We start from the raw sequence: 22,796 nt of genomic DNA, 5'->3' as shown, positions 1-22,796 counted from the left end.
GCGCGATGCAGTTCGGCCGCACCTATGAAGAGTTCACCGTCGGCGACGTGTACAAGCACTGGCCCGGGAAAACGGTCACCGAATACGACGACCACCTCTTCTGTCTGCTCACGATGAATCATCACCCGCTGCACATGGACAGCAACTACGCGGAGCAGACCACCGACTTCGGCAAGAACGTCGTGGTCGGCAATTACATCTATTCGCTGCTGCTGGGCATGTCGGTGCCGGACGTCTCCGGAAAGGCCATCGCCAATCTCGAGATCGAGTCGCTGAAGCACGTCGCGCCGACCTTCCACGGCGACACGATCTACGGCGAGACCACGGTGCTCGACAAGACGCCGTCGAAGTCGAAGTCGGACCGCGGGATCGTGTACGTGGAGACCAAGGGCTACAAGCAGGACGGCACCCTGGTGTGCGTCTTCCGCCGCAAGGTCATGGTCCCCACGGCCACGTACATCAAGGAGCGCGGCGGCGAGCAGCCCGGCCGCCCCGAGCTGGCGGCCCCCGCGGCCAAGAAGGAGAAGTGACCGCCATGACCCGACTTGCGCAGACCGAGGGCCTGACCGACATCCAGCGGGAAATCCTCTCCACCGTCCGCGACTTCGTGGACAAGGAGATCCTGCCGGTCGCCACCGAGCTGGAACACCGCGACGAATATCCGACGCAGATCGTCGAGGGCCTGAAGGAACTCGGCGTGTTCGGCCTGATGATTCCCGAGGAGTACGGCGGGCTGGGTGAGTCCCTGCTCACGTACGCCCTCACCGTCGAGGAGATCGCCCGCGGCTGGATGAGCGTCTCGGGCATCATCAACACCCACTTCATCGTGGCGTACATGCTCAAGCAGCACGGCACGCAGGAGCAGAAGGACTATTTCCTGCCGAAGATGGCGGCCGGCGAAATCCGCGGCGCCTTCTCGATGTCGGAGCCGGCGCTGGGGTCGGACGTCTCGGCCATTTCCTCCAAGGGTGTGCGGGACGGCGACGATTACGTCCTGACCGGCCAGAAGATGTGGCTCACCAACGGCGGTTCGTCCACGCTGGTGGCGGTGCTGTGCCGGACGGACGAGGGGCACCCGGAGGGCACCGCTCCGCACAAGTCGATGACGACCTTCCTCGTCGAGAAGGAGGCCGGCTTCGGTGAGGTGCGGCCCGGCCTGACCATTCCCGGCAAGATCGACAAGATGGGCTACAAGGGCGTCGACACCACCGAGCTGATCATGGACGGGCTGCGCATCCCGGCCGATCGGGTGCTCGGCGGCCAGTCCGGACGTGGCTTCTATCACATGATGGACGGCGTCGAGGTCGGCCGGGTGAACGTCGCCGCGCGGGGCTGCGGCGTCGCCCAGCGCGCCTTCGAGCTGGGCGTTTCGTACGCGCAGCAGCGGCACACCTTCGGGAAGCCGATCGCTCAGCACCAGGCGATCCAGTTCAAACTGGCCGAAATGGCGACAAAGGTCGAAGCGGCCCATGCAATGATGGTTAACGCTGCTCGCAAAAAGGACTCCGGTCAGCGAAACGACCTGGAGGCGGGCATGGCGAAGTACCTCGCCTCCGAGTACTGCAAGGAGGTCGTGGAGGACGCGTTCCGCATCCATGGCGGGTACGGCTTCTCCAAGGAATACGAGATCGAGCGCCTCTACCGGGAGGCCCCGATGCTCCTGATCGGTGAAGGTACCGCCGAGATCCAGAAAATGATCATTGGTCGCCGGCTACTGGAGGAGTACCGAATCCAGGCGTGAACGTCCTGTTTGGGCCGCTTTGGCCTAGACGAAGATCACACCCCGTCATTGTTCTTCGGCCACGGATTGGCTCTGGCTCTTGGCCAGTTGCCGCTCGCAACCGATAGCATCCGGGAAAGCCGCCGTCCCCCGTATCCCTACGCGGCATCCTCCGCTACGAAGGTCATCCATGCCCCACAGCCAATCCTCTGCACAACGCGGTCGCGTCCGCCTCGCGCGCGGAGCGTCGCCGTGGCTCCTGCCGACCGTTGCCACGGCGGCGGTCAGCCTCGCCCGGTCCCGCCGGTCGGGCCGCTGGGCCGCTGTTGCCGTGCCCACCACCGCACTGGCGGCGGGCATGCTGTGGTTCTTCCGCGACCCGGAGCGGGAGATCGCCCAGGGCCGCGTCATCTCTCCGGCCGACGGCGTGGTGCAGAGCATCATGCCGTGGAAGGACGGACGCACCCGCGTCGCGATCTTCATGAGCCCGCTGAACGTCCACGTCAACCGCGCGCCGCTGGCCGGCACGGTGACGTCCGTGGAGCACATCCCCGGCGGATTCGTTCCGGCGTTCAACAAGGAGAGCGAGAACAACGAGCGGGTCGTCTGGCACTTCGACACCGAGCTCGGCGACATCGAGATGGTGCAGATCGCCGGCGCGGTGGCCCGCCGCATCGTCCCTTACGTGCCGCAGGGCACCAAGGTGGAGCAGGGCGAGCGGATCGGGCTGATCCGCTTCGGCTCGCGGGTCGACGTCTACCTCCCGGAGGGCGTCGAGGTCGCGGTCGAGGTCGGCCAGGCCACCACCGCGGGGGTGACACGTCTTGACCGTGATTGATCCCGAGACACAGGCCGGCTGGGCGCCCGAGACGGACGAGGACGAGGACGACATGCCGCTGTCGACGCGGCTGTCAATAGCGGACACCCTCACCCTCGGCAACGCGATCTGCGGCTTCATGGCGGTGTACTTCACCACCACCGGTGTGCTCATCCCGCACCTCACGGGGACCGAGGACGGCGGTATGGCGCGGCACAGCGCGGCCATGGCCGTGATCCTGATGCTGTTCGCGTCGGTCTTCGACCTCTTCGACGGGCTGGTGGCGCGCAAGCTGCGGGCCTCGGCGATGGGGGCCGAGCTCGACAACCTCTCCGACCTGATCAGCTTCGGGCTGGCGCCCGCGTACTTCGTCGTGACCTGGGGCATGGTCGCCCAGGACGCACACCAGCGGGTGTCGGTGGTCGCGGCGGTGGTGGTGCTGCTGGCGGTGGTGCTGCGACTCGCCCGGTTCTCCTGCGTCACCCTGCGTGACGGCATCTTCCAGGGCATGCCGAGCCCGTTCGGCGCACTGACCGTCGTCGCCATCGTGCTGCTGGAGCTGCCGTTCCTGCCGACGCTGCTGGCGATCATCGGGGTGGCCTGGCTGATGGTGAGCCGGGTCGAGTACCCCAAGCCGCGGGGCCGGCTCGCGGTGGCGATGCTCAGCTGGATCGTGCTCAGCATGGGCATGCTCGCGGCCTGGGCGCTGGACGCCCCTGGTGGCCAGCTGCTGCTGCAGACCGGCTGCTCGCTGCAGATCGTCCTGGGCGCCATGATCCCGGTCTTCGCCACGGCGCGCCGGGTCAACACCTTCCGCGACAACCGCCGTGAGTCCCGCGCCGAGTCGCGGGCCGCGCAGCTCCCCTAGCGGGGGCCGCACTTCTCACGAAACGCCGGAGCCCCGGGCGCACACCGCGCCCGGGGCTCCGGCGTTGGTGCCGTCCGTCCGGTCAGACCAGGAAGTCGCGGGCGAGGTTCTCCGCCGCCCGCTCCAGCAGCGGGCCTGCCTCGGCCATGCAGCGGGCCGGGTCGGACTCCAGGTCGGTCAGCGCGTACGCACGCTGGATTCCGGCCCGGGTGAGGGCCTCCCGCGGCAGCTGGAGCCGGCCGCAGACCGCGACCACGTCCAGGCCCGCCGCCCGGGCCGCGGCCGCGACACCGGCCGGTGCCTTGCCGTGCAGCGTCTGCTCGTCCAGCGAGCCCTCGCCGGTGATCACGAACGTGGCGCGGGCCAGCGCCGGCGCAAAACCGAGCACCTCCAGCATCACGTCGATACCGGCCCGGAACGTCGCGTCCAGGCCCACCAGCGCGCCGTAGCCGATCCCGCCGGCCGCGCCCGCCCCGGGCGCCAGCGCATACTCGGCGGCCTTCGGACCGACCGCCCGCTCCAGCACCTCGGCGTAGTGCGCGAGCGCCGCGTCCAGCGTGGCGACGTCCTGCTCGCCGGCGCCCTTCTGCGGGCCGTAGACCGCCGGGGCGCCCTTGGGGCCGGTCAGCGGATTGTCCACGTCGCTGGCGAGCACGACCTCCGTCCCGGCCAGCCGGGGGTCCAGCCCCGACAGGTCGGCGGTGGCCAGCTCGCGCAGCGGCCCGCCGCCGGGGGCGACCGGCTTGCCGTCCGCGTCCAGGAACCGGGCGCCCAGCGCCGCGAGCATGCCCGCGCCGCCGTCGGTCGTGGCGCTGCCGCCGACGCCGAAGACGATCGTGGTCGCGCCCGCGTCCAGGGCCGCGAGCAGCAGCTCGCCGGTGCCGTACGTGGTCGCCGTCAGGGGTGCGAAGACGCCCGCCGGGAGGTGCTGGAGGCCGGACGCCTCCGCCATCTCGACGACCGCGGTGCCGTCCTCGCGCAGCGCGAAGGTGGCCGTCACCGGGGTGCCGGTGGGGCCGGTGACCCGCGCCTCGTGACGGGTGAAGCCGGCCGCGAGTGCCGCGGCGACGGTCCCGTCACCGCCGTCCGCGACCGGCACGGCCGCCACGTCCAGATCGGGGACCACGCGCCGCAGACCGGCCGTGACGTGCTCGGCGACCTCGACGGCCGTGAGCGAACCCTTGAACTTGTCCGCGGCGATCAGCACCCGTGCTGAGTTTGTCCTTGCTGCGTCCGCCACCGTGTTTCCCCTTGCTTTCGAACTGGCAGTCGCGCCGCTGTGACCTTATCCGGCGCGCGGCGTCGCGAACAGGGCACTCCGATCCGCGGACGCTTCGAGCGCCCCGGAATGCGCCTCGAAGATCCCCCGGGCAGGCTCTAGGCTCGCGCCCGTGACGACCTTGGATTACGCCAGTTACATCGCCGGCCTGCCCCGTGTGCTCGCGGGCGCCGGCGCCCTCTTCCGTGACGCGCAGGGCCGCATCCTGCTCGTGGAGCCCAACTACCGCGACACCTGGATCCTGCCGGGCGGCACCGTCGAGTCGGACTCCGGCGAGTCGCCGCGCCAGGCCGCCCGCCGCGAGACCGCCGAGGAGATCGGCCTGGACGTCGAGCTGGGTCCGCTGCTCGCGGTCGACTGGGTCCGCGGGCAGGGGCGGCCGCCGCTGGTGTCGTACCTCTTCGACGGCGGGGTGCTGGAGGCGGACCAGTTCGCCGCGATCCGGCTCCAGGAGGAGGAGCTGCTGTCCTGGCGCCTGGTCGACTGGGAGGAGGCCAGGACGCTGGTCAACCAGGAGATGGCGCTGCGCATCGGCGCCGCCCTCAAGGCCCTCGCGGACGGCTGTGGCCCGGCCGAGCTGGAGGACGGCGTCCCGCCCGTGGGAGCGGCCGGCGCCCGGAAATGACGTGACCGCCGACCACCGCTCTGCCTAGGGTGGCCGGCATGGAAGAGATCGCCGCGAAGGTCGCGCGGGTGCCGGGAGTCGTCGGGGTGATGCTCGGGGGGAGCCGGGCGCGCGGGACGCACCGGGCGGACTCCGACTGGGACCTGGGGGTGTACTACCGGGGCGAGCCCGATCTGGCGGCGCTGGAGGCGCTGGCCGCCGAGGTGACCGGCGGGCCGGTCGAGGTGTACGGGCCGGGGGCCTGGGGGCCGTGGGTGAACGGCGGGGCCTGGCTCGTCCTGCCCGACGGCAGCCATGTGGACTGGATCCTGCGCGACCTCGACCGGGTGCGGCGGGTCTGGGCGGACTGCCGGGCGGGCCGCTTCGAGACCGGGATGCAGCCCGGTCATCCGCTCGGCTTCTGGTCGCCCGCGTACCCCGGCGAGGTGGCCCTGGGCCGGGTGCTCGCCGACACCGACGGGGAACTGACCGCCCTCAAGGAGGAGACCCGCAGCTACCCTCCCGCGCTGCGTGCGTCGCTGACCGGCGCGGCGGTCTGGGACGCCGGATTCTCGGTGGCGATGGCGGGCAAGTCGTACGCGGCCGAGGACGTGCTGCACGCGGCACTGTGTCTGTCCCGCGCGGTCGGCCAGCTCGTCCAGGCCCTGTACGCACACCACGGCACCTGGTGCCTCAACGAGAAGGGCGCCCTCGCGGCCGCCGCGGCCCTGCCGGACACCCCACCCGATTTCGCGGCCCGCGCCACCGAACTGCTCGCCCGGCTCGGCCGTACGGAAGCGGAGCTGCGCGGCTCGCTGGAGGAGGCGGAGCGGCTGGTGGACGAGGTGCGGGACGTGGTCGTCGCGGCGGGGTCTCGGGGAGGCGGGTGAGCGGTCCGCGGTAGGGGAGCCGTCCGTCGTAGTTGAGCGGTCCGCCGTAGATGAGCGGTCCGCAGTGGGTGAGCGGTACGTCGTAGGTGAGCGATCCGCCGTCGCCGTAGGGGGCCGTCTGCCGTAGATGAGCGGTCCGCAGTGGGTGAGCGGTACGTCGTAGGTGAGCGGCCCGCCGTCGCCGTAGGGGGCCGTCTGCCGTAGATGAGCGGTCCGCCGTAGGTGAGCGGTCCGCCGTAACGGGCGTGCGGTCAGCGGCTGATGCCGACCGCGTGGCCGTAGGTGCGCGGGTCGGTGACGAAATCGAGCATGGCCCGGGCCACGTCGGCGCGGGCGATGACGGACCCGGCCGGTCCGGCCTCGACGGCATGGCGGTAGCGGCCCTCGCCGGGGGTGTCGAGCAGCCGGGGCGGGCGGACCGCGGTCCAGTCGAGGCCGCTGTCGCGCAGCACCGTCTCCATCCGCGCCAGGTCGGTGTAGAGCTCCTTGAGGACCGCCCACAGCAGGGGCCCGAAGACCCGGTGGCTGAGGAACGGTTGGCCGGCGCCGGTGCGGTTGAGCGGACCCGCGCTGACCATCAGGAGCCGCCGTACACCGGTGGCGGTCATCGCCTCGACCGCGGCCCGGGCGGAGGTGGACGCCGGACGCAGCGGATCGTGCCGGCCGGCCTGGCCGATGCCGGAGAGCACCGCGTCGGCGCCGTCGATCACGGTTTTGAGGGAGACGGGGTCCAGCGGGTCGGTGCGGACGACCGTCAGCCGCTCGTGGCGTTCGGTCAGCTTCTCCGGGCTGCGCAGCGCGGCGGTCACCTCGTGGCCGTCGGCGAGGGCGTGGGTGACGAGCTGCCGGCCGACGCCGCCGGAGGCACCGAGGACGGTGAGTTTCATGGTCCCTCCCGGGACGAGGTGAAGGCTGCGGAACGGGTAGGTGGAGGCCCACATCGACGTGGTGAGTGAGCACTCACCAACCAGAGTGAGTGAGTGCTCACCCACCTGTCAAGGTAGGCTCGGGTCATGACCTCCGACGCCGCCGCTCCGCTGACCGGAGGCGCGCTGACGCGCTCCCGCATCCTCGACGCCGCCGCGACGCTGATGACGACCGTGGGCCTGACCCGTACGACGACGAAGCAGATCGCCCGGGAGGCCGGCTGCTCCGAGGCGGCGCTCTACAAGCACTTCCGCAGCAAGGAAGAGATCTTCGTCCGGGTGCTGCACGAGCGCGCACCGCGGTTCTCGGACGCGCTGCGGCGGCTGCCGGACGCCGTCGGCGACGATCGCGGCCCGGCCCGGCACCTGGAGGAGGTGACGCTGACCGCCCTGCGCTTCTACCGCCGCTCGTTCCCGATCGCCGCGTCGCTCTTCGCCAGCCCCGAGCTGCTGGACACCCACCGGCGCAAGCTGGACGAACTGGGCACCGACGGGCCGCAGAACGCCGTCCAGCACCTGGCCGCCTACCTGATGGCCGAGCAGAAGCTGGGCCGGATCGCCTCCGGCATCGACCCGCACGCGGCCGCCACGCTGCTCATCGGCGCCTGCTTCCACCGCGCCTTCCTCGACCTCTTCTTCGACGCCAAGGCCCCCGCCGGCGCACTACTCCCCGAAGACGAGCGCGAGTTCGCGGCCGAGACGGTACGCGCGCTCCTCAACGGCCTCCGGCCACCGGGTGCCCCGTAGGGACCGCCGGCGTCTGCACCACGAGACGCGGACACGGGATACGGGATACGGGATACGGGACGCGGGATACGGGACGCGGGATACGGGAATTCGCCGCGGGCCCACGACGTTGTGGCCCCGCAGGGGGTGCCTGCGTCCCCTACGGGATCTGTTCGGCCATCCCCTAAGGCCCCGCGTCAGCGACCCCGCAGGGCCGCGCGCCAGCCCCCGCCGAGGTCCCCTCAGCCCCCCGGCCCCCTCAAAGCCCCCAACTCCCGCCTCAGTCGGCCTCTCAAGCCGCCTCAGCCCTCAACTCCCGCCTCAGGCACGCCTCAAGCCGCCTCAGCCCCCCAACTACCGCCTCAGGCCCCGGCTCAAGCCGCCTGAGCCGGACTCGCCGACTCAGCCCGTCTCGCCGCACGCCTCCGCCAGGAAGAGCGTGTCCTGCGACTCCGCCGGGAACAGCGTGTCCTGCGACTCCGCGGGCGCCTCCGTGGGGAAGAGGCCCTCCACCGTGCGTTCGAAGGCCAGCAGGCGTCGTTTGCGGTCCAGGCCGCCGCCGTAGCCGGTCAGGCTGCCGTCGGCGCCGACCACCCGGTGGCAGGGGACGATGATGCCGACCGGGTTGCGCCCGTTGGCGAGACCCACCGCGCGGGCCGCACCGGGCGTGCCGAGCAGCGCGGCGAGCTGCCCGTATGTCCGGGTCTCCCCGTACGGGATCGTGCACAGCGCCGCCCAGACGCGCCGTTGGAAGGGCGTGCCGCGGAGCGCCAGCGGCAGGTCGAAGGTGGTCAACTCCCCACGGAAGTACGCGCGGAGCTGGGTGGCGGCCGCGGCGAACGGCGGGTCGTCCGGGTCCGCCGGCGTACCGAAGGTCTCCTCGGGCGGTCGGTGGCGCTGGTCGGTCATGTAGAGGCCGGTGAGGGCGTCGCCGGCGGCGACGAGGGTGAGCGGGCCCACCGGGGTGTCGTCGAGGACGCAGTGGGTGACGACGGTGTCGGTGAGGACGGTGTGGGTGAGGGGCGCGTCGGGCGCGGGGGTGTGCACGGTCATGGCTATGGGCTCAGTCCGTCGGGAGGTGGTTGATGGGGTGGTCGTCGGTCGCCCAGAGGTACTGGACGGCGTAGGCGCGCCAGGGCCGCCAGATCGCGGAGTGCCGGATGAGGGCGGCCGGGGTGTGCGGCAGGCCCAGGCCGGCGGCCGCGCGGCGCAGGCCGAGGTCGGTGGGGGTGAAGGCATCCGGGTCGCCGAGTGCGCGCATGGCGATGCACTCGACGGTCCAAGGGCCAACGCCGGGCAGCGCGGCGAGCCGGGCGCGGGCCTCCTCGCGGTCGCTGCCGACGTCGAGTTGCAGCTCCCCGGAGGCGAGCGCGTCGATGACGCCGATGAGGGTGGCCCGGCGGGTCCGCGGCATGGCCAGCGACTCCGGGTCCAGTCCGGCGAGCGCGGTGGCGGGCGGGAAGAGGTGCGTCAGCCCGCCGCCCGGGTCCTCGACCGGGGTGCCGTGCGCGCGGACCAGCCGGCCGGCGTGCGTACGGGCGGCCGCGGTGGAGACCTGCTGGCCGAGGACCGCGCGGACGGCGAACTCATCGGCGTCGACGGTCCGCGGGACCCGGCGGCCGGGCGCCTTGTCGACCAGCGGTGCGAGGCCCGGATCCTCCCGCAACAGCCCGTCAACGGCCTCCGGGTCCGCGTCGAGGTCGAGCAGCCGGCGGCAGCGGGCGATGGCCCCGGCCAGGTCCCGCAGATCGGTGAGTGCGAGCCGGCACTCGATGTGGTCGGGGCGGGGCGCGAGGGCGACGATGCCGTGCCCGTAGGGGAGGCGCAGGGTGCGGCGGTAGGCACCGTCGCGCCATTCCTCGACCCCCGGTACGGCGGTGGCGGCGAGGTGCCCGAAGAGGTTGTCGGGGTTGAGCGGCCGGCGGTACGGCAGCCGCAGCGTGAGTGTGCCCGGGACGACCGCCCGGCGGTCCGGCCGGGCACGTTGCCGCAGTTCGGTCGGTGCGAGCGCGAAGACCTCGCGGACCGTCTCGTTGAAGCTGCGGATGCTGGCGAATCCGGCGGCGAAGGCGATGTCGGCCATCGGCAGCTGCGTCGTCTCCACCAGCAGCCGGGCGGTCTGCGCCCGCTGGGCCCGGGCCAGGGCGAGCGGCCCGGCACCGAGCTCGGCGAGCAGTTGGCGCTCGATCTGCCGGGTGCTGTACCCGAGCCGGGACGCGAGGCCGGGGACGCCCTCGCGGTCGACGATGCCGTCGGCGATCAGCCGCATGGCGCGGGCGACGAGGTCGGCCCGCTCGTCCCACTGCGGTGACCCCGGGCTGGCGTCCGGCCGGCACCGCTTGCAGGCTCGGAAACCGGCCTGCTGCGCCGCGGCCGCGCTCGGGTAGAAGCGCATGTTCCGGGGCTTGGGCGGGACCACCGGGCAGCTGGGCCGGCAGTAGATGCGGGTGGTGAGCACGGCCGTGTAGAACCATCCGTCGAAGCGGGCGTCCTTGGACTGCACGGCGCGCACACAGCGCTCGGTGTCGGTGTGCATGCCTTCAGGATTCCGCAGTGAGGGGCGGTGTGGCTGGCGGAAATCCGACATCAACGTCGACCTACCAGGACGGCTGCGGATTACGGGGCATCGGCGTGTTCCTGGAAGCCGGCACGCAGCAGCGTCCGGCTCACCGCGCGAAGTGATCGAGCCTCCTCACGGAACGCACCGGTGACTCACCGCGCGAAGTGATCGAGCGCCCCGATCGCCTCGGCGCGGGTCCGCGCGCTCCCCTTGTGCCCGGCGTCGTCGATCACGATCAGCCGGGCATCTGCCCAGGACCGGGACAGCTCCCAGGCGGTGTCCAGTGGACTGCTCAGGTCCAGGCGGCCATGGATGAGCACCCCGGGGATGCCCGTGAGCCGCCCCGCCTCGCGCAGCAGGACGCCCTCCTCCAGCCACGCACCGTGCGAGAAGTAGTGCGCGCAGATCCGGACCAGCGCCAGCCGCGCCTTCGACGGCCGGTCCCCGTAAGGGTTGGCGGAGCCGTGCGGCTCCATGGAGAGCACCGCGTCCTCCCAGGCACACCAGTCCGCGGCGGCCCGCTCCCGTACGGCCGGATCGGGATCGTCCATCAGCCGCGCATACGCCGCGGCCAGGTCCCCGCCCCGGGTTCCCGCATGCGCCACACCCGTCCCGTCCATCCGCCGCGTCCCCTGCGCCGCCCCCTGCCGGAAGCGTTCCCATGCCTCGGGGAAGAACCGGCCGACGCCCCGGTACAGCCAGTCGGTCTCCGAACGCCGGGTCGTGGTGACGCCCGGGATGACGATCTCCGAGACCCGCTCCGGGTGTTGTTCCGCGTACGCCAGGATCAGCGTGGAACCCCACGACCCGCCGAACAGCAGCCAGCGCTCGATGCCCAGGTGCCGGCGGAGCCGCTCCATGTCGGCGAGCAGATGGGGGGTGGTGTTGTGCCGCAGGTCCGTCGCCGGGTCGCCGGCATGCGGGGTGGAACGCCCGCATCCGCGCTGGTCGAAGAGCACCACCCGATAGCGGTCCGGGTCGAAGTGCCGGCGCGCCCGGGCGGTACACCCGGAACCCGGCCCGCCGTGCACGACCAGTGCGGGTTTGCCCCGCGGGTTGCCGCAGGCCTCCCAGTACACGAGGTTGCCGTCGCCGACGTCGAGCATCCCGGCGTCGTACGGCTCGATGGGCGGATAGGGGTCGCTCGTTAAGCTCATGGCGTCACGCTAGCGGGCCCACAGCGGCGTCCAGTTCTCGGTGTCGCCGTGGTCCGGTGCGGAGTTCGGGCGGCTCGTCGTGGACCCGGGCGGCACGGGCAGTTGCGGCACGGGCAGGCGCGGCACGGGCAGTTGCGGCCCTGGCGTGTGGGCGGGCTGTGCACACAAGGCGGCCGGGAAGCCCGTCGCACAGCGGAAGATGACGTACCGTCAGGGGAAGCGTCGTCAGAGGAAGCACGCGGCGTCGGTTCGCGTACCGGCAGTTCGCGTACCGCCAGTTCGCGTACCGTCAGTTCCAGAGGCGGGTGGTGACGACGCGGGGTGTGTCCGCCGGCCGGTCGGCGGGGTAGGTCAGGGTGATCCGGGTGTAGTGCCACTGGCCGGGGTGGCCCGGGCGGCGCTGCGGTTCGTCGAGGCGTACATGGACGCGGTAACTGTGGAAGTGGCCCGCCGCGCAGTAGGGCCGGCAGTCGTTGACCATGTCCCGCCCCTCGGCCTCCGCGGACTGCGGCTGCCATCGCGACCAGCGCAGCGACGTGAGGACGTTGTTGCCGTCGGCGCAGGCGAGCATGAAGGTGCCCGGCCGGACCCGCGGATGCTCGGTGCAGTCGACGACTGCCGCACCGGTCCGCGTCTGCGCCTGCGGCTGTGTCCGCGTCTGCACCTGTGTCTGGGCCTGTGTCTGTTTCTGTATCTGCGTCTGTGCCTGTGTTGCTGACGAGACGGAGACCGGCGCCGATATGCCGGCCACCGCGAGTGCCGCCCCGGCACAGACCAGAAATGCTGATTTCGCGCGCTGAGCTCGCATACCCGCTCCTCACACCGCTTCGTATGCGTCTGCACCGGCTGCGACGCGGGGCCCGGTTCCGGTCTCGGTCCGGGGCCGGCGTTCCCGCGGGGCGGTCGTGCTCTTCCTTCGCCACGCTACGACCGTGGCGCGGGGCGACGCCACCCCAGAAGGTCACAAACGTGCAACACGGACAATGCGCGCAATATGCAACATCACCGGAGGGAGGGAGGTGCGGGAAGCAGCGGCGTACGCAAGCACAACGACACACGTGCACAAGCACGACGCCCTGCGTGCCCAAGCACGACGCCCTGTGTGCGCAAGCACAAACCCCCGCGCCCGCAAGCGCAACTCCCCCTCGTTTTCCCGGAGTTGCGCTTGCTCCCGGTGCCCGTACCCGGTCAGTGCACCTGCGTCGCGAACGCCGCGTACGCACGCTCGTCGAAGAGCACGAACCGCACCTCCTCCACCGCGGTCTCGGTGCTCCGCACCGTCTCGACCGCGATCCGGGCGGCGTCTTCGACCGGCCATCCGTAGACGCCGGTGGAGATGGCCGGGAAGGCGACCGTGCGGGCGCCCAGTTCGTCGGCGACCCGGAGCGATGCGCGGTGGCAGGAGGCCAGCAGGTCGCTGCGGTCCTCGGAGGCGGAGTGGACCGGGCCGACGGTGTGGATGACCCAGCGCGCGGGCAGTCGGCCGGCGGTGGTGGCGACGGCCTGGCCGGTGGGCAGGCCGCGGCCGTAGTGGGAGGCGCGCAGGGCCCGGCACTCGGCGAGGATGTCCGGGCCGCCGCGCCGGTGGATGGCGCCGTCCACTCCCCCGCCGCCGAGCAGCGAGGAGTTGGCGGCGTTCACCACGGCGTCGACGGCCTGTTCGGTGATGTCGCCCTGGACCAGGGTGAGGCGGGGAGCGCGGGCTGCGGCGTGGTCGGAACTCATGGGGCGAGCGTAGGACGCGGAGCCGCCCGGGTCAGCGACGGTTCGCGCGCAGCCGGCGCCAGACCGCCTTGGCGGCGTAGTGGCCCGACATGCCGTGGACGCCGGGGCCGGGCGGGGTGGCCTGGGAGCACAGGAAGACCGCGGGGTGGGCGGTCTCGTACGGGACGCGGGCGAGCTTGGGGCGGATGAGCAGGCGCAGACCGGCCGCGGAGCCGGTGGCCGTGTCGCCGCCGACGTAATTGGCGTTGCGGGCGGCGATCTGCGGCGGGCCGGCGACCGCGCGGGCCAGTACGAGGTCGCGGAAGCCGGGGGCGAACCGTTCGATCTGCCGCTCGACGAGGTCCGTGGCGTCGCCATCCCAGCCGTTGGGGACGTGGCCGTACGCCCAGAAGACGTGCTTGCCCTCGGGGGCGCGGGTGTCGTCGAACAGGCTGGGCTGCGCGGTGATCAGGAACGGGACGGACGGGTCCTGGCCGTGGACGGCGGCGCTCAGCGCGGCACCGATCTCGGTGCTGGTGGGGCCGATGTGGACGGTGCCGGCCCGGCGGGCGGCCGGGGCGGTCCACGGCACGGGCTCCGCCATGGCGTAGTCGATCTTGAAGACGCTGGGGCCGTAGGTGACGTCGCGGTAGGCGTTGCCCAGGCCGGCGATCCGGGCCAGCGCGGTCGGTGAGGTGTCGAAGACGTACGCGCGGGCCGGCGGCAGGTCGTCCAGCCGCTTGACCTCGAAGTCGGTGTGCACCTCGCCGCCGTGCGCCCGCAGCAGTCCGGCCAGCGCGTCGGAGATGGCCTGCGAGCCGCCGCGGGCGACCGGCCAGCCGTTGGCGTGTGCGGCGAGCGCGAACATCAGGGCGATGCCGGAGGTCCCCAGTCCGCCGAGCGGCGAGATGGCGTGCGCCGCGAGACCGGCCATCAGGGCGCGGGCCTTCTCGCCCTGGAAGCGGCGGTTGAGGAGGGTGACCGGCTGCGCGGCGACCAGGCCGAAGCGGGCGTAGGTCAGCGGGTCGGAGGGGACCCCGAGCCACTGGGTCCGCAGGAAGTCCTGGGCCATGGCGTCCCACCTGCCGATGAACGGCGCCACCAGCCGGCGGTACGCACCGGCGTCGCGCGGACCGAACGACATCGCGGTCTCGCCGACGGAGTGCGCGAGCACCGCGGCCGTGCCGTCCGGGAACGGGTGCGCCATCGGCAGCTCGGGGTGCACCCACTCCAGGCCGTAGCGGTCCAGCGGCATCTTCGTGAAGGCCGGCGAGCCGGCGCCGGTCGGGTGCACCGCCGAGCAGGGGTCGTGGCGGAAACCGGGGAGCGTCAGCTCCTCCGTACGGGCGCCGCCGCCGATGGTGTCGCGGGCCTCGAAGACCTCGACGGACATTCCCCGCCGGGCCAGTTCGACGGCCGCCGTCAGGCCGTTGGGTCCTGCCCCGATCACCACGGCATCGAGCATCCTCGGCACCTGCGCCACTCCCCTCACGTCCGACCCTCGTCGGTGAGGATCAGTTGGCGGCTGCCAGCAGTCCGAGGATACGCCGCGCGGTTTCGGCGTCACGGGCCGCGGTGAAGGGCAGGGCGTTGCCGCCGGTGATCCGGAACGGCTGGCCGGTGACCGTACCGCTGGCACCGCCCGCCTCATGGACCAGCAGCAGCCCGGCGGCGTGGTCCCAGGCGTTCTCCCAGCTGAAGGCCGTGGCGTCGAGGTCCCCGCGGGCTATGTAGAGATACTCCAGGCCGGCCGAACCGCAGGGCCGGGGGGCGATCCCGCCGGTGTCGAGGGCGGCCAGCACCCGCTTCTGGTCGTTGTCGGTGAAGTCGTAGTGGGACGTCGCCACGTCCAGGATCGCGTCCGGTGCGGGGCTGCCGGTGCGCAGCGGGACGCCGTTCAGCTCGGCGCCGGCGCCGCGGCGGGCGACGGCCATCAGGCCGAGCGCGGGGGCGTACGTCCAGGAGGCGAGCAGTTCCCCACGGTGGGCGAGCGCGACGAGGGTGGCGAAGCCGGGGTCGCCGTGCACGAACTGGCGGGTGCCGTCGACCGGGTCGACGATCCAGACGGGGGCGTCGCCGTGCAGGGCGTCGAGTACGCCCGGGTCGGCGTGCACCGCCTCCTCGCCGACCACCCGGGAGCCGGGCAGCAGGGCGGTCAGGGAGACGGTCAGATGCTCCTCGGCGCGCCGGTCGGCAATGGTGACGAGGTCGTGCGGACCGTTCTTCTCGACGATGTCCTCGACGGCGAGCTGCCGGAAGCGGGGCATGATCTCGTCGGCCGCGGCACGGCGGATGGCGGCGTCGACGGCCGCCAGGTCCAGCCCGGACAGGTCCGGTGAGAGCGTCATGGGGGCGCCGGCCGCCTCGGCGACATCGGTGACGTTCGTGACGGCGGCGGCATCGGTGATGTTCGTGGTGTCTCCCGGTTCTTGGGTACGAAGTGCTTCGATCATGTGTCCATCGAACCATGAGCCACTGACACAGCAGCCTGCTGCCAGATGAACTCCGGGTGCCGCGGGGTGTACGACCAGGTGCCGGCGCCACGGGGCGCGGCGGGACGGCCACCGGGCCGGGCCGTAGCGGCCCCGCCCGGCTCACCGCCCGACCGCGTACCCCTGCATCCCGCGCGGGTTCGCCGCCGCGGACAGCACCCCGGTCTCCGGGTCCCGCGCCACCGCGCACAGCCGCCCCTCGGACCATGCGTCGCCCACCGTGACCAGATGGCCACGCCGCCGCAGCGCCTCGACCGTCGCCGTGCCGATCCGGGATTCCACCGTGACGCTTCCCGGCCGCATCCCGCGCGGGAAGAAGGACCCGGGGAAGGAGTCGTTGTGCCAGTTCGGGGCGTCGATGGCGCCCTGCAGGTCGAGGCCGCCGCGGACCGCCGGGCGGAGCGCCACCGCCAGGAAGAAGTGCAGCTGCCACTGGTCCTGCTGATCGCCGCCCGGTGTGCCGAAGGCCATCACCGGGACGCCGTCACGCAGCGCCAGAGAGGGGCTGAGGGTGGTGCGGGGGCGGCGCCCGGCGGTGAGCGAGTTCGGCAGGCCCTCCTCCAGCCAGGCCATCTGCAACCGGGTGCCGAGCGGGAAGCCGAGGGCCGGGACGACGGGGTTGGACTGCAGCCAGCCGCCCGAGGGGGTGGCGGAGACGAGGTTGCCCCAGCGGTCGGCGATGTCGAGATGGCAGGTGTCGCCCCGGGTGGCGCCCCTGCGGTCCACCTCCGGCGCGACGTCCGCGGGCACCCGGCCCCCTACGGTCGGCTCGCCCGCCCCGCTGACGGAGAGGCCGCTCACGGTCCCGGGAGCCGCCGGCCCGCCGTAGCCGTCCGCACCGGCCGCCACCGCCGTCGCGTGCTTGCTGAGCCGCGGGCTGCGGCCGTCCGGGCTGCCGGGCCGCAGCTCGTACGAGGCGTGCGCGCCGATGAGTGCCCGGCGGGCGGCGTTGTACCCGTCGTCGAGCAGGGTGCCGAGCGGCACCTCGTCCGCGTCGCCGTACCAGGCCTCCCGGTCCGCCATCGCCAGTTTGCAGCCCTCGATGAGCAGATGGACGTACTCGGGGCTGCCGTACGCGGGCAACTCGGCCGGGAGCAGGGCGAGTTGTTGCAGGAAGGCGGGGCCCTGCGACCAGCCGCCCGCTTTGGCCACGGTCCAGCCGTTCCAGTCATGGGTGACCGGCGCCTCGTACGTGGCGGAGAAGGCGGCCAGGTCGTCGCCGGTGAGGGTGCCGGCGTGCCGTTCGCCGGAGGTGTCCATGGCGGGGCGGGCCGCGAAGTCGGCGAGTGCCGCGCCGATGAAGCCCTCGCGCCAGATACGGCGGGCCGCGTCGATCTGCGCCTCACGTCCGGCCGAGGCGGCCTCGGCCTCCGCGATGAGCCGCCGCCAGGTGGCCGCCAGCGGCCGGTTCCTGAGCAGACCGCCCGGGGCGGGCGCCTTCCCGTCCGGCAGGTAGAGCTCGGCGGAGGAGGTCCACTCCGTCTCGAAGAGTTCCCGGACGGTCTCGACGGTCAGACCGATCCGCTCGACGGCGGGGTGCCCGTGCTCGGCGTAGCCGATGGCGTACCGCAGCACCTCGGCGAGCGGCTTGGTGCCGTGGTCGCGGAGCAGCAGCATCCAGGCGTCGAAGGCCCCGGGGACGGCGGCGGCGAGCGGCCCGGTGCCCGGTACGAGCGCCAGCCCCAGCGAGGTGTAGTGCGCCACGCTCGCCCCGGCCGGCGCCGGTCCCTGCCCGCACAGCACCCGCACCGGCCCGCCCGCGGGCGCCAGCAGGATCGGCACCTCGCCCGCGGGCCCGTTCAGATGCGGTTCGACGACATGCAGCACGAACCCGGCCGCCACCGCCGCGTCGAAGGCGTTCCCGCCGTCCTCCAGCACCGCCATCGCCGACTGCGACGCCAGCCAGTGCGTACTGGAGACCATCCCGAAGGTGCCCTGAAGGGTGGGCCGGGTGCTGAACACGTCGCCGCGACTCCTCGTCTCTCCACGTCCCGCGGACCCGCTCCGCCGCTGCCCGGCCGGAGCCCACCCGCACCGACGCCGCCGATCCGTACCCGCCCACTCTCCCCTCATGCGGCGCCCGCACACCCCCGCCCCACACCCAATTCCCTCGCGACGGCCGGTCCTCCTGCGTACCCTCGGCCCCATGAGCAGCAGCGGTGCAGGGGGCGGGGGCCGGGGCCGGCGGGTGTTGGTGGGGATCCTGAGTGGGGCGGGGATTTCCACGGACTCGGGGATTCCGGATTATCGGGGGCCGAACGGGCTCTGGCGGCGGGATCCGGAGGCCGAGAAGCTCGTGACGTATGACGCGTACATGAGCGATCCGGAGATCCGGCGGCGGTCGTGGCAGATGCGGCGGGAGAGCCCGGCGTTCCGGGCGAAGCCGAATGCGGCGCACGAGGCGGTGGCCCGCTTGGAGCGGTCCGGGACGCCGGTACGGGTGATCACCCAGAACGTGGACGGACTGCACCAGCTCGCGGGGATGCCCGAACGCAAGGTGCTGGAACTGCACGGAACGGTGCGGGCGGTGACGTGTACGCGGTGTCATGCGCGGTCCTCGATGGCGGACGCGCTGGCGCGGGTGGCGGCCGGTGAGCCCGATCCGGACTGTGTGGTGTGCGGCGGGATCCTGAAGTCGGCCACGGTGATGTTCGGCGAACGGCTGGATCCGCAGGTGCTGGGGACCGCGCTGGGCGTGGCCAAGGCCGCCGAGGTGTTCCTCGCCGTCGGGACGTCGCTCCAGGTCCAGCCGGCGGCCTCGCTCGCCGGGGTCGCGGCGGAGCACGGGGCGCGGCTGATCATCGTCAACGCCGAGCCGACGCCGTACGACCCGCTCGCGGACGAGGTCGTACGGGAGCCGATCGGGACGGCGCTGCCCAGGTTGCTGGCGGGGCTGGCGGAGCCGGCTGAGTAGCGCGGCGGCGGGCGCGGGTGCCGTGCGGTGCCCCGCTACGACTCGGTGAACGCCGGGATGATGTCGGTCCCGTAGGCGTCCAGGGTGGCTTCCTTGGCGTCGTGCATGGCGTAGACGGCGAACTGGTCGACGCCCAGGGCCTGGAGCGCCCGGAGCTTGTCGCGGTGGGCGGCGGGCGGGCCGAGCAGGCAGAAGCGGTCGACGATGGTGTCGGGGACGAAGGCGGTGTCGGGGTTGTCGGCGCGGCCGTGGTGGGCGTAGTCGTAGCCGGTGCGGGCCTTGATGTAGTCGGTCAGCTCGTCGGGGACCATGCCGGAGTGCTCGCCGTAACGGGCGACGAGGTCGGCGACGTGGTTGCCGACCATGCCGCCGAACCAGCGGCACTGTTCGCGGGCGTGGTCGAGGTCCTCGCCCACGTAGGCGGGGGCGGCCACGCAGATCGTCACGGCGGCCGGGTCCCGGCCGGCGTCCACCGCGGCCTGCCGCACCGCCTTGATCATCCATTCGGTGAGGAAGGGGTCGGCGAGCTGGAGGATGAAGCCGTCGGCCAGCCGGCCCGCCATGGCCAGGGCCTTCGGGCCGTACGCGGCCATCCACACCGGGAGGCGGCCGCCCTTGATCCACGGGATGCGGACGCGGTGGCCGCCGCCCAGGTCGGCCTCGCGGCCCTCGGCCAGGTCGCGGATGATGCCGATCGATTCGCCCAGCCGGGCCAGCGTGTTGGGCCGCCGGCCGGCGACCCTCATCGCGGAGTCGCCGCGGCCGATGCCGCAGACGGTGCGGTTGCCGTACATCTCGTTGAGGGTGGCGAAGGTGGAGGCGGTGACCTCGGGGGCGCGGGTCGAGGGGTTGGTGACCATCGGGCCGACGATCAGCCGGTCGGTGTGTTCCAGGATGCGGCTGTAGAGGACGAACGGCTCCTGCCACAGGACGACCGAGTCGAAGGTCCAGCCGTAGCGGAAGCCGTTGCGCTCGGCGCGCCGCATCAGGGAGACGACGGCGGAGGAGGGCGGGTCGGCCTGTAGGACAACTCCGAAGTCCACGGCGGGGCTCCTTAGATGAGGTACTGGCATGTGCCACGCGGGATGTACTGGCCGTGCCCCGCGCGTCCGGTGAACTCCCGGCGGTCGATGACGAGTTCACCGCGCGAGAGGACCGTCTCGACCCGTCCGGTGAGCTGTTTGCCCTCGTAGGCCGAGTAGTCGACGTTCATGTGGTGGGTCCGGGCGGAGACCGTCTGCTCGGCCGCGGGGTCGTAGATGACGAGGTCGGCGTCGGCGCCGGGGGCGATGGTGCCCTTCTTCGGGTAGAGGCCGAACATCCGGGCCGGGGTGGCGCAGGCGATCTCGATCCAGCGGCGGCGGCTGATCCGGCCCTCGACGACGCCCTGGTGGAGGAGGTCCATCCGGTTCTCGATGCCCGGCATTCCATTGGGGATCTTGGTGAAGTCGCCGCGGCCGAGCTCCTTCTGGCCCTTGAAGCAGAACGGGCAGTGGTCGGTGGAGACCACCTGGAGGTCGTTGGTGCGCAAGCCCCGCCAGAGCGCCGCCTGGTGCTCACGCGGCCGCAGCGGCGTGGAGCAGACGTATTTGGCGCCCTCGAAGTCCGGCTCGGCGAGGTTGTCGGTGGACAGGAAGAGGTACTGCGGACAGGTCTCGCCGAAGACGTTCAGCCCCTTGTCGCGGGCCTGGGCGATCTCGGCGACGGCCTCCTCGGCGGAGACGTGGACGACGTAGAGCGGGGCGCCGGCGACCCGGGCGAGCTGGATGGTGCGGTGGGTGGCCTCGGCCTCCAGCAGGACGTGCCGGACCTCGCCGTGGTAGCGCGGGTCGGTCCGGCCGGCGGCCAGCGCCTGTTCAGCCAGCACGTCGATGGCGATGCCGTTCTCGGCGTGCATCATCACCAGCCCGCCGTTGTCGGCACAGCGCTGCATGGCGCGCAGGATCTGCCCGTCGTCGCTGTAGAAGACGCCCGGGTAGGCGGTGAAGAGCTTGAACGAGGTGACGCCCTCGCCCACCAGGAGGTCCATCTCCTTGAGGGTGTGCTCGTTGACGTCCGAGAGGATCATGTGGAACGCGTAGTCGATCGCGCACTGGGCGTCGGACTTGGCGTGCCAGGTGTCCAGGCCGGCGCGGAGCGAGGCGCCGCGGGACTGGACGGCGAAGTCGACGAGGGTGGTGGTGCCGCCCCAGGCGGCCGCGCGGGTGCCGGTCTCGAAGGTGTCGGAGGAGGCCGTCCCGCCGAACGGGAAGTCCAGGTGGGTGTGGGCGTCGACACCGCCCGGGATGACGTATTTGCCGGTGGCGTCCAGGGTGCGGTCGGCGGCGGCCGCCCAACTGTCGGCGGTCGGGCTGCCGTGGGCCACGAGGGCGGCGATCCGCCCGTCCTCCACCAGGACATCGGCATGGATCTCATCGGCGGCGGTGATCACCAGTCCGCCCCGGACGACCGTACGGCTCACCATGTCAGCTCCCTGCCTGTCCACCTGTGCCTGACTGACGCCATGTCATGACTGGTCTACACCCGTAGATTCCGCTCGAGGAGGAGACACCGTAGAAGCATGTCACCATCCGTGGCAATACCGTGACGCACGATCAGCTCACCGGATTCGTGTTGCGCGGCGATCAGCCGGGTGGTGCACCACGGGCCGGGGCGGGCCGGAGGGGTGCGGGAGTGGCGCGATGGGCAGATATCCGCCGACGCCGGCGGGCAATCCTCGCGAGCGGCACGACGTCATGGCGGACGACGCAGAAAGGCGGCAGGTCATGGAGCAGCGCACACCGTGGGAGTTCTCCGACGACCGGGGGCGCCTGGTGGTGGCCGGACAGCGGCCGGAACGGCTCGTGACGTACATACAGGCCGGGGCGACCCTGTGGGACCACGGCATACGCCCGGTGGGCCTGTTCGGATCGCAGCACGACGGCGCCGCCCCCGATCCCGCCAAGGGCGGCGAACTGCCGCTGGCGGAGATCCCCTACCTGGGCGCGGGTGCCGCGCTGCACCCCGACACGCTGCTGGAGGCCGAGCCGGACCTCGTGGTGGCGGTGACCTACGACGGTGAGCAGCTCTACGGCCTGGAGCAGAAGACCGCACTGGAACTCGAGGCGCACGTACCGGTCGCCACCGTCGCGGTGGGCCCGGGCCGGAGCCTGGCCGAGGTCCGCGAGCGGTTCGCGGCGCTGGCCGGCTCGCTCGGGCGGAGTGAACCGCAGGGCCTGGCACGGGAGTTGGACGCCGCGGAGGACGCCCTGCGGCAGGCGGCCGGCGGCCCGGCCCGCCCTCGGGTCCTGGCCCTGTCCCCCGCGGGCCCCGAGCGGGTCCATCTGGCCCGGCCCAGCTCCTGGCCGGACCTGCGGGCGCTCGCCGAACACGGCGTGAACCTGGTGGAACCGGCCGCCGGTGCGGGCATCAACTGGTCCACGGTCGGCTGGGCGGAGGCAGCCGGACTGGCTCCCGATGTCATCCTCATCGACGTCCGTGCGAACGCCGCTCGCGCGGAGGCGCTGCGCGTCGATGCGCACTGGCGCGCGCTGGAGGCGCGCGTACGGCTCCTCCCGTGGAACCCGGAGGCACCCTGCAGCCGACTCGCGCACACGCGCTTCTTCTCCCACCTGACGGAGGCCCTCCGGGCCGTTTGACCCTCCCACGTACCTGTCTGCTGCGCCGCGGGGCTTACCGCTTGCCGCTTTGCGTCGCCCCGCACGTACCTGTCTGCGGCGCCGCGGGCCTCGCTCGCCGTTGCCGCTTTTCGGCGCCTCCCACGTACCTGTCCGTCCCGCCGCGGGGCTCGCTCGCCGTTGCGCTTTGCGGCGCCGCGTACGTACCTGTCTTTCCCGCCGCGGGACTTGTTCGCCGTTGCCGCTTTTCGGCGCCTCCCACGTACCTGTCCGTCCCGCCGCGGGGCTTGCTCGCCGTTGCGCTTTGCGGCGCCGCGTACGTACCTGTCTTTCCCGCCGCGGGACTTGTTCGCCGTTGCCGCTTTTCGGCGCCTCCCACGTACCTGTCCGTCCCGCCGCGGGGCTTGCTCGCCGATGCGCTTTGCGGCGCCCCCGCACGTACCCGTCCTTCCCGCCGTCGGGGTTGTTCGCCGTTGCGCCTGGCGGCGGGCGTGGTGTTTTTGGGTGCGGTGACAGCCCTAC

21 protein-coding genes are annotated in these 22,796 nt (G+C 72.4%); 9 read left to right on the top strand and 12 right to left on the bottom strand.

Annotated elements, in window-relative coordinates; genetic code table 11:
- Positions 1-5: 5 nt before the first annotated feature.
- From ACFV1J_RS28725 to pssA, 4 genes are all read left to right on the top strand, one after another.
- Entirely contained in the window at positions 6-530 is a 525-nt protein-coding gene (locus ACFV1J_RS28725; protein WP_201805227.1) for a MaoC family dehydratase, read from the top strand.
- Between the two features lie 5 nt (positions 531-535).
- Positions 536-1,741, top strand: a complete 1,206-nt coding sequence (locus ACFV1J_RS28720; protein ID WP_030412969.1) for an acyl-CoA dehydrogenase family protein — start codon at positions 536-538, stop codon at positions 1,739-1,741.
- A 169-nt stretch (positions 1,742-1,910) separates the two neighbouring features.
- Positions 1,911-2,558, top strand: coding sequence for a phosphatidylserine decarboxylase (locus ACFV1J_RS28715; RefSeq protein WP_030807016.1), 648 nt, complete (start codon positions 1,911-1,913; stop codon positions 2,556-2,558).
- Positions 2,545-3,405, top strand: a complete 861-nt coding sequence (gene pssA / locus ACFV1J_RS28710) for a CDP-diacylglycerol--serine O-phosphatidyltransferase (protein ID WP_030412971.1) — start codon at positions 2,545-2,547, stop codon at positions 3,403-3,405. The genes ACFV1J_RS28715 and pssA overlap by 14 nt, the downstream gene beginning before the upstream one ends.
- 82 nt (positions 3,406-3,487) lie before the next feature.
- On the opposite strand, the gene ACFV1J_RS28705 is transcribed toward pssA, so the two are convergent.
- Positions 3,488-4,612, bottom strand: coding sequence for a glycerate kinase (locus tag ACFV1J_RS28705; protein WP_385862827.1), 1,125 nt, complete (start codon positions 4,610-4,612; stop codon positions 3,488-3,490).
- A gap of 184 nt (positions 4,613-4,796) precedes the next feature.
- On the opposite strand from ACFV1J_RS28705, the gene ACFV1J_RS28700 reads away from it, so the two are divergent.
- Positions 4,797-5,309, top strand: a complete 513-nt coding sequence (locus ACFV1J_RS28700; protein WP_385862826.1) for an NUDIX domain-containing protein — start codon at positions 4,797-4,799, stop codon at positions 5,307-5,309.
- 38 nt (positions 5,310-5,347) lie between these two features.
- A complete protein-coding gene (locus ACFV1J_RS28695) occupies positions 5,348-6,178 on the top strand; it encodes a nucleotidyltransferase domain-containing protein (protein WP_385862824.1) in 831 nt (276 codons plus the stop codon).
- A 251-nt stretch (positions 6,179-6,429) separates the two neighbouring features.
- Here ACFV1J_RS28695 and ACFV1J_RS28690 read toward each other — a convergent pair whose 3' ends face one another.
- Complete coding sequence (locus ACFV1J_RS28690) at positions 6,430-7,065, bottom strand: NAD(P)-dependent oxidoreductase (protein ID WP_385862822.1); 636 nt, start codon at positions 7,063-7,065, stop codon at positions 6,430-6,432.
- Between the two features lie 126 nt (positions 7,066-7,191).
- On the opposite strand from ACFV1J_RS28690, the gene ACFV1J_RS28685 reads away from it, so the two are divergent.
- Entirely contained in the window at positions 7,192-7,851 is a 660-nt protein-coding gene (locus ACFV1J_RS28685; protein ID WP_385862821.1) for a TetR/AcrR family transcriptional regulator, read from the top strand.
- 381 nt (positions 7,852-8,232) lie between these two features.
- Here ACFV1J_RS28685 and ACFV1J_RS28680 read toward each other — a convergent pair whose 3' ends face one another.
- From ACFV1J_RS28680 to ACFV1J_RS28645, 8 genes are all read right to left on the bottom strand, one after another.
- Positions 8,233-8,883 (bottom strand): methylated-DNA--[protein]-cysteine S-methyltransferase, encoded by a 651-nt coding sequence (locus ACFV1J_RS28680; RefSeq protein WP_385862819.1) that lies wholly within the window; start codon positions 8,881-8,883, stop codon positions 8,233-8,235.
- Between the two features lie 10 nt (positions 8,884-8,893).
- Positions 8,894-10,366, bottom strand: coding sequence for an AlkA N-terminal domain-containing protein (locus ACFV1J_RS28675; protein WP_385862818.1), 1,473 nt, complete (start codon positions 10,364-10,366; stop codon positions 8,894-8,896).
- 176 nt (positions 10,367-10,542) lie between these two features.
- A complete protein-coding gene (pip, locus tag ACFV1J_RS28670; RefSeq protein WP_385862816.1) occupies positions 10,543-11,547 on the bottom strand; it encodes a prolyl aminopeptidase in 1,005 nt (334 codons plus the stop codon).
- 289 nt (positions 11,548-11,836) lie between these two features.
- Positions 11,837-12,355 carry a hypothetical protein gene (locus tag ACFV1J_RS28665; RefSeq protein WP_385862815.1) on the bottom strand — a complete coding sequence of 173 codons (519 nt, stop codon included), beginning with the start codon at positions 12,353-12,355 and terminating at the stop codon, positions 11,837-11,839.
- Between the two features lie 380 nt (positions 12,356-12,735).
- A complete protein-coding gene (locus ACFV1J_RS28660; RefSeq protein WP_385862813.1) occupies positions 12,736-13,272 on the bottom strand; it encodes an O-acetyl-ADP-ribose deacetylase in 537 nt (178 codons plus the stop codon).
- A 31-nt stretch (positions 13,273-13,303) separates the two neighbouring features.
- Positions 13,304-14,725: a phytoene desaturase family protein gene (locus ACFV1J_RS28655; protein ID WP_385862811.1), complete on the bottom strand. Its 1,422-nt coding sequence runs from the start codon at positions 14,723-14,725 to the stop codon at positions 13,304-13,306.
- 40 nt (positions 14,726-14,765) lie between these two features.
- On the bottom strand, positions 14,766-15,599 hold the full coding sequence (locus ACFV1J_RS28650; RefSeq protein ID WP_385862924.1) for an inositol monophosphatase family protein: 834 nt from the start codon (positions 15,597-15,599) through the stop codon (positions 14,766-14,768).
- A gap of 246 nt (positions 15,600-15,845) precedes the next feature.
- Positions 15,846-17,705, bottom strand: coding sequence for a gamma-glutamyltransferase family protein (locus tag ACFV1J_RS28645; RefSeq protein ID WP_385862810.1), 1,860 nt, complete (start codon positions 17,703-17,705; stop codon positions 15,846-15,848).
- A gap of 184 nt (positions 17,706-17,889) precedes the next feature.
- Here ACFV1J_RS28645 and ACFV1J_RS28640 point away from each other — a divergent pair, with 184 nt between their 5' ends.
- Positions 17,890-18,657, top strand: a complete 768-nt coding sequence (locus ACFV1J_RS28640) for an NAD-dependent deacetylase (protein WP_385862809.1) — start codon at positions 17,890-17,892, stop codon at positions 18,655-18,657.
- 35 nt (positions 18,658-18,692) lie between these two features.
- On the opposite strand, the gene ACFV1J_RS28635 is transcribed toward ACFV1J_RS28640, so the two are convergent.
- A complete protein-coding gene (locus tag ACFV1J_RS28635) occupies positions 18,693-19,700 on the bottom strand; it encodes a TIGR03842 family LLM class F420-dependent oxidoreductase (protein ID WP_385862807.1) in 1,008 nt (335 codons plus the stop codon).
- Positions 19,701-19,711: 11 nt separating this feature from the next.
- Complete coding sequence (gene hydA / locus ACFV1J_RS28630; RefSeq protein WP_385862805.1) at positions 19,712-21,121, bottom strand: dihydropyrimidinase; 1,410 nt, start codon at positions 21,119-21,121, stop codon at positions 19,712-19,714.
- A 301-nt stretch (positions 21,122-21,422) separates the two neighbouring features.
- Here hydA and ACFV1J_RS28625 point away from each other — a divergent pair, with 301 nt between their 5' ends.
- Positions 21,423-22,295 carry an ABC transporter substrate-binding protein gene (locus ACFV1J_RS28625; RefSeq protein WP_385862804.1) on the top strand — a complete coding sequence of 291 codons (873 nt, stop codon included), beginning with the start codon at positions 21,423-21,425 and terminating at the stop codon, positions 22,293-22,295.
- The last annotated feature ends 501 nt before the right edge of the window (positions 22,296-22,796 follow it).

Origin of the sequence: Streptomyces sp. NPDC059649 (assembly GCF_042734445.1) — a bacterium.
In the GTDB taxonomy this organism is placed as follows: domain Bacteria; phylum Actinomycetota; class Actinomycetes; order Streptomycetales; family Streptomycetaceae; genus Streptomyces.
The sequence above is the reverse complement of the archived record's forward strand: the minus strand, read 5'-3'. Positions and strand labels throughout refer to the sequence as shown.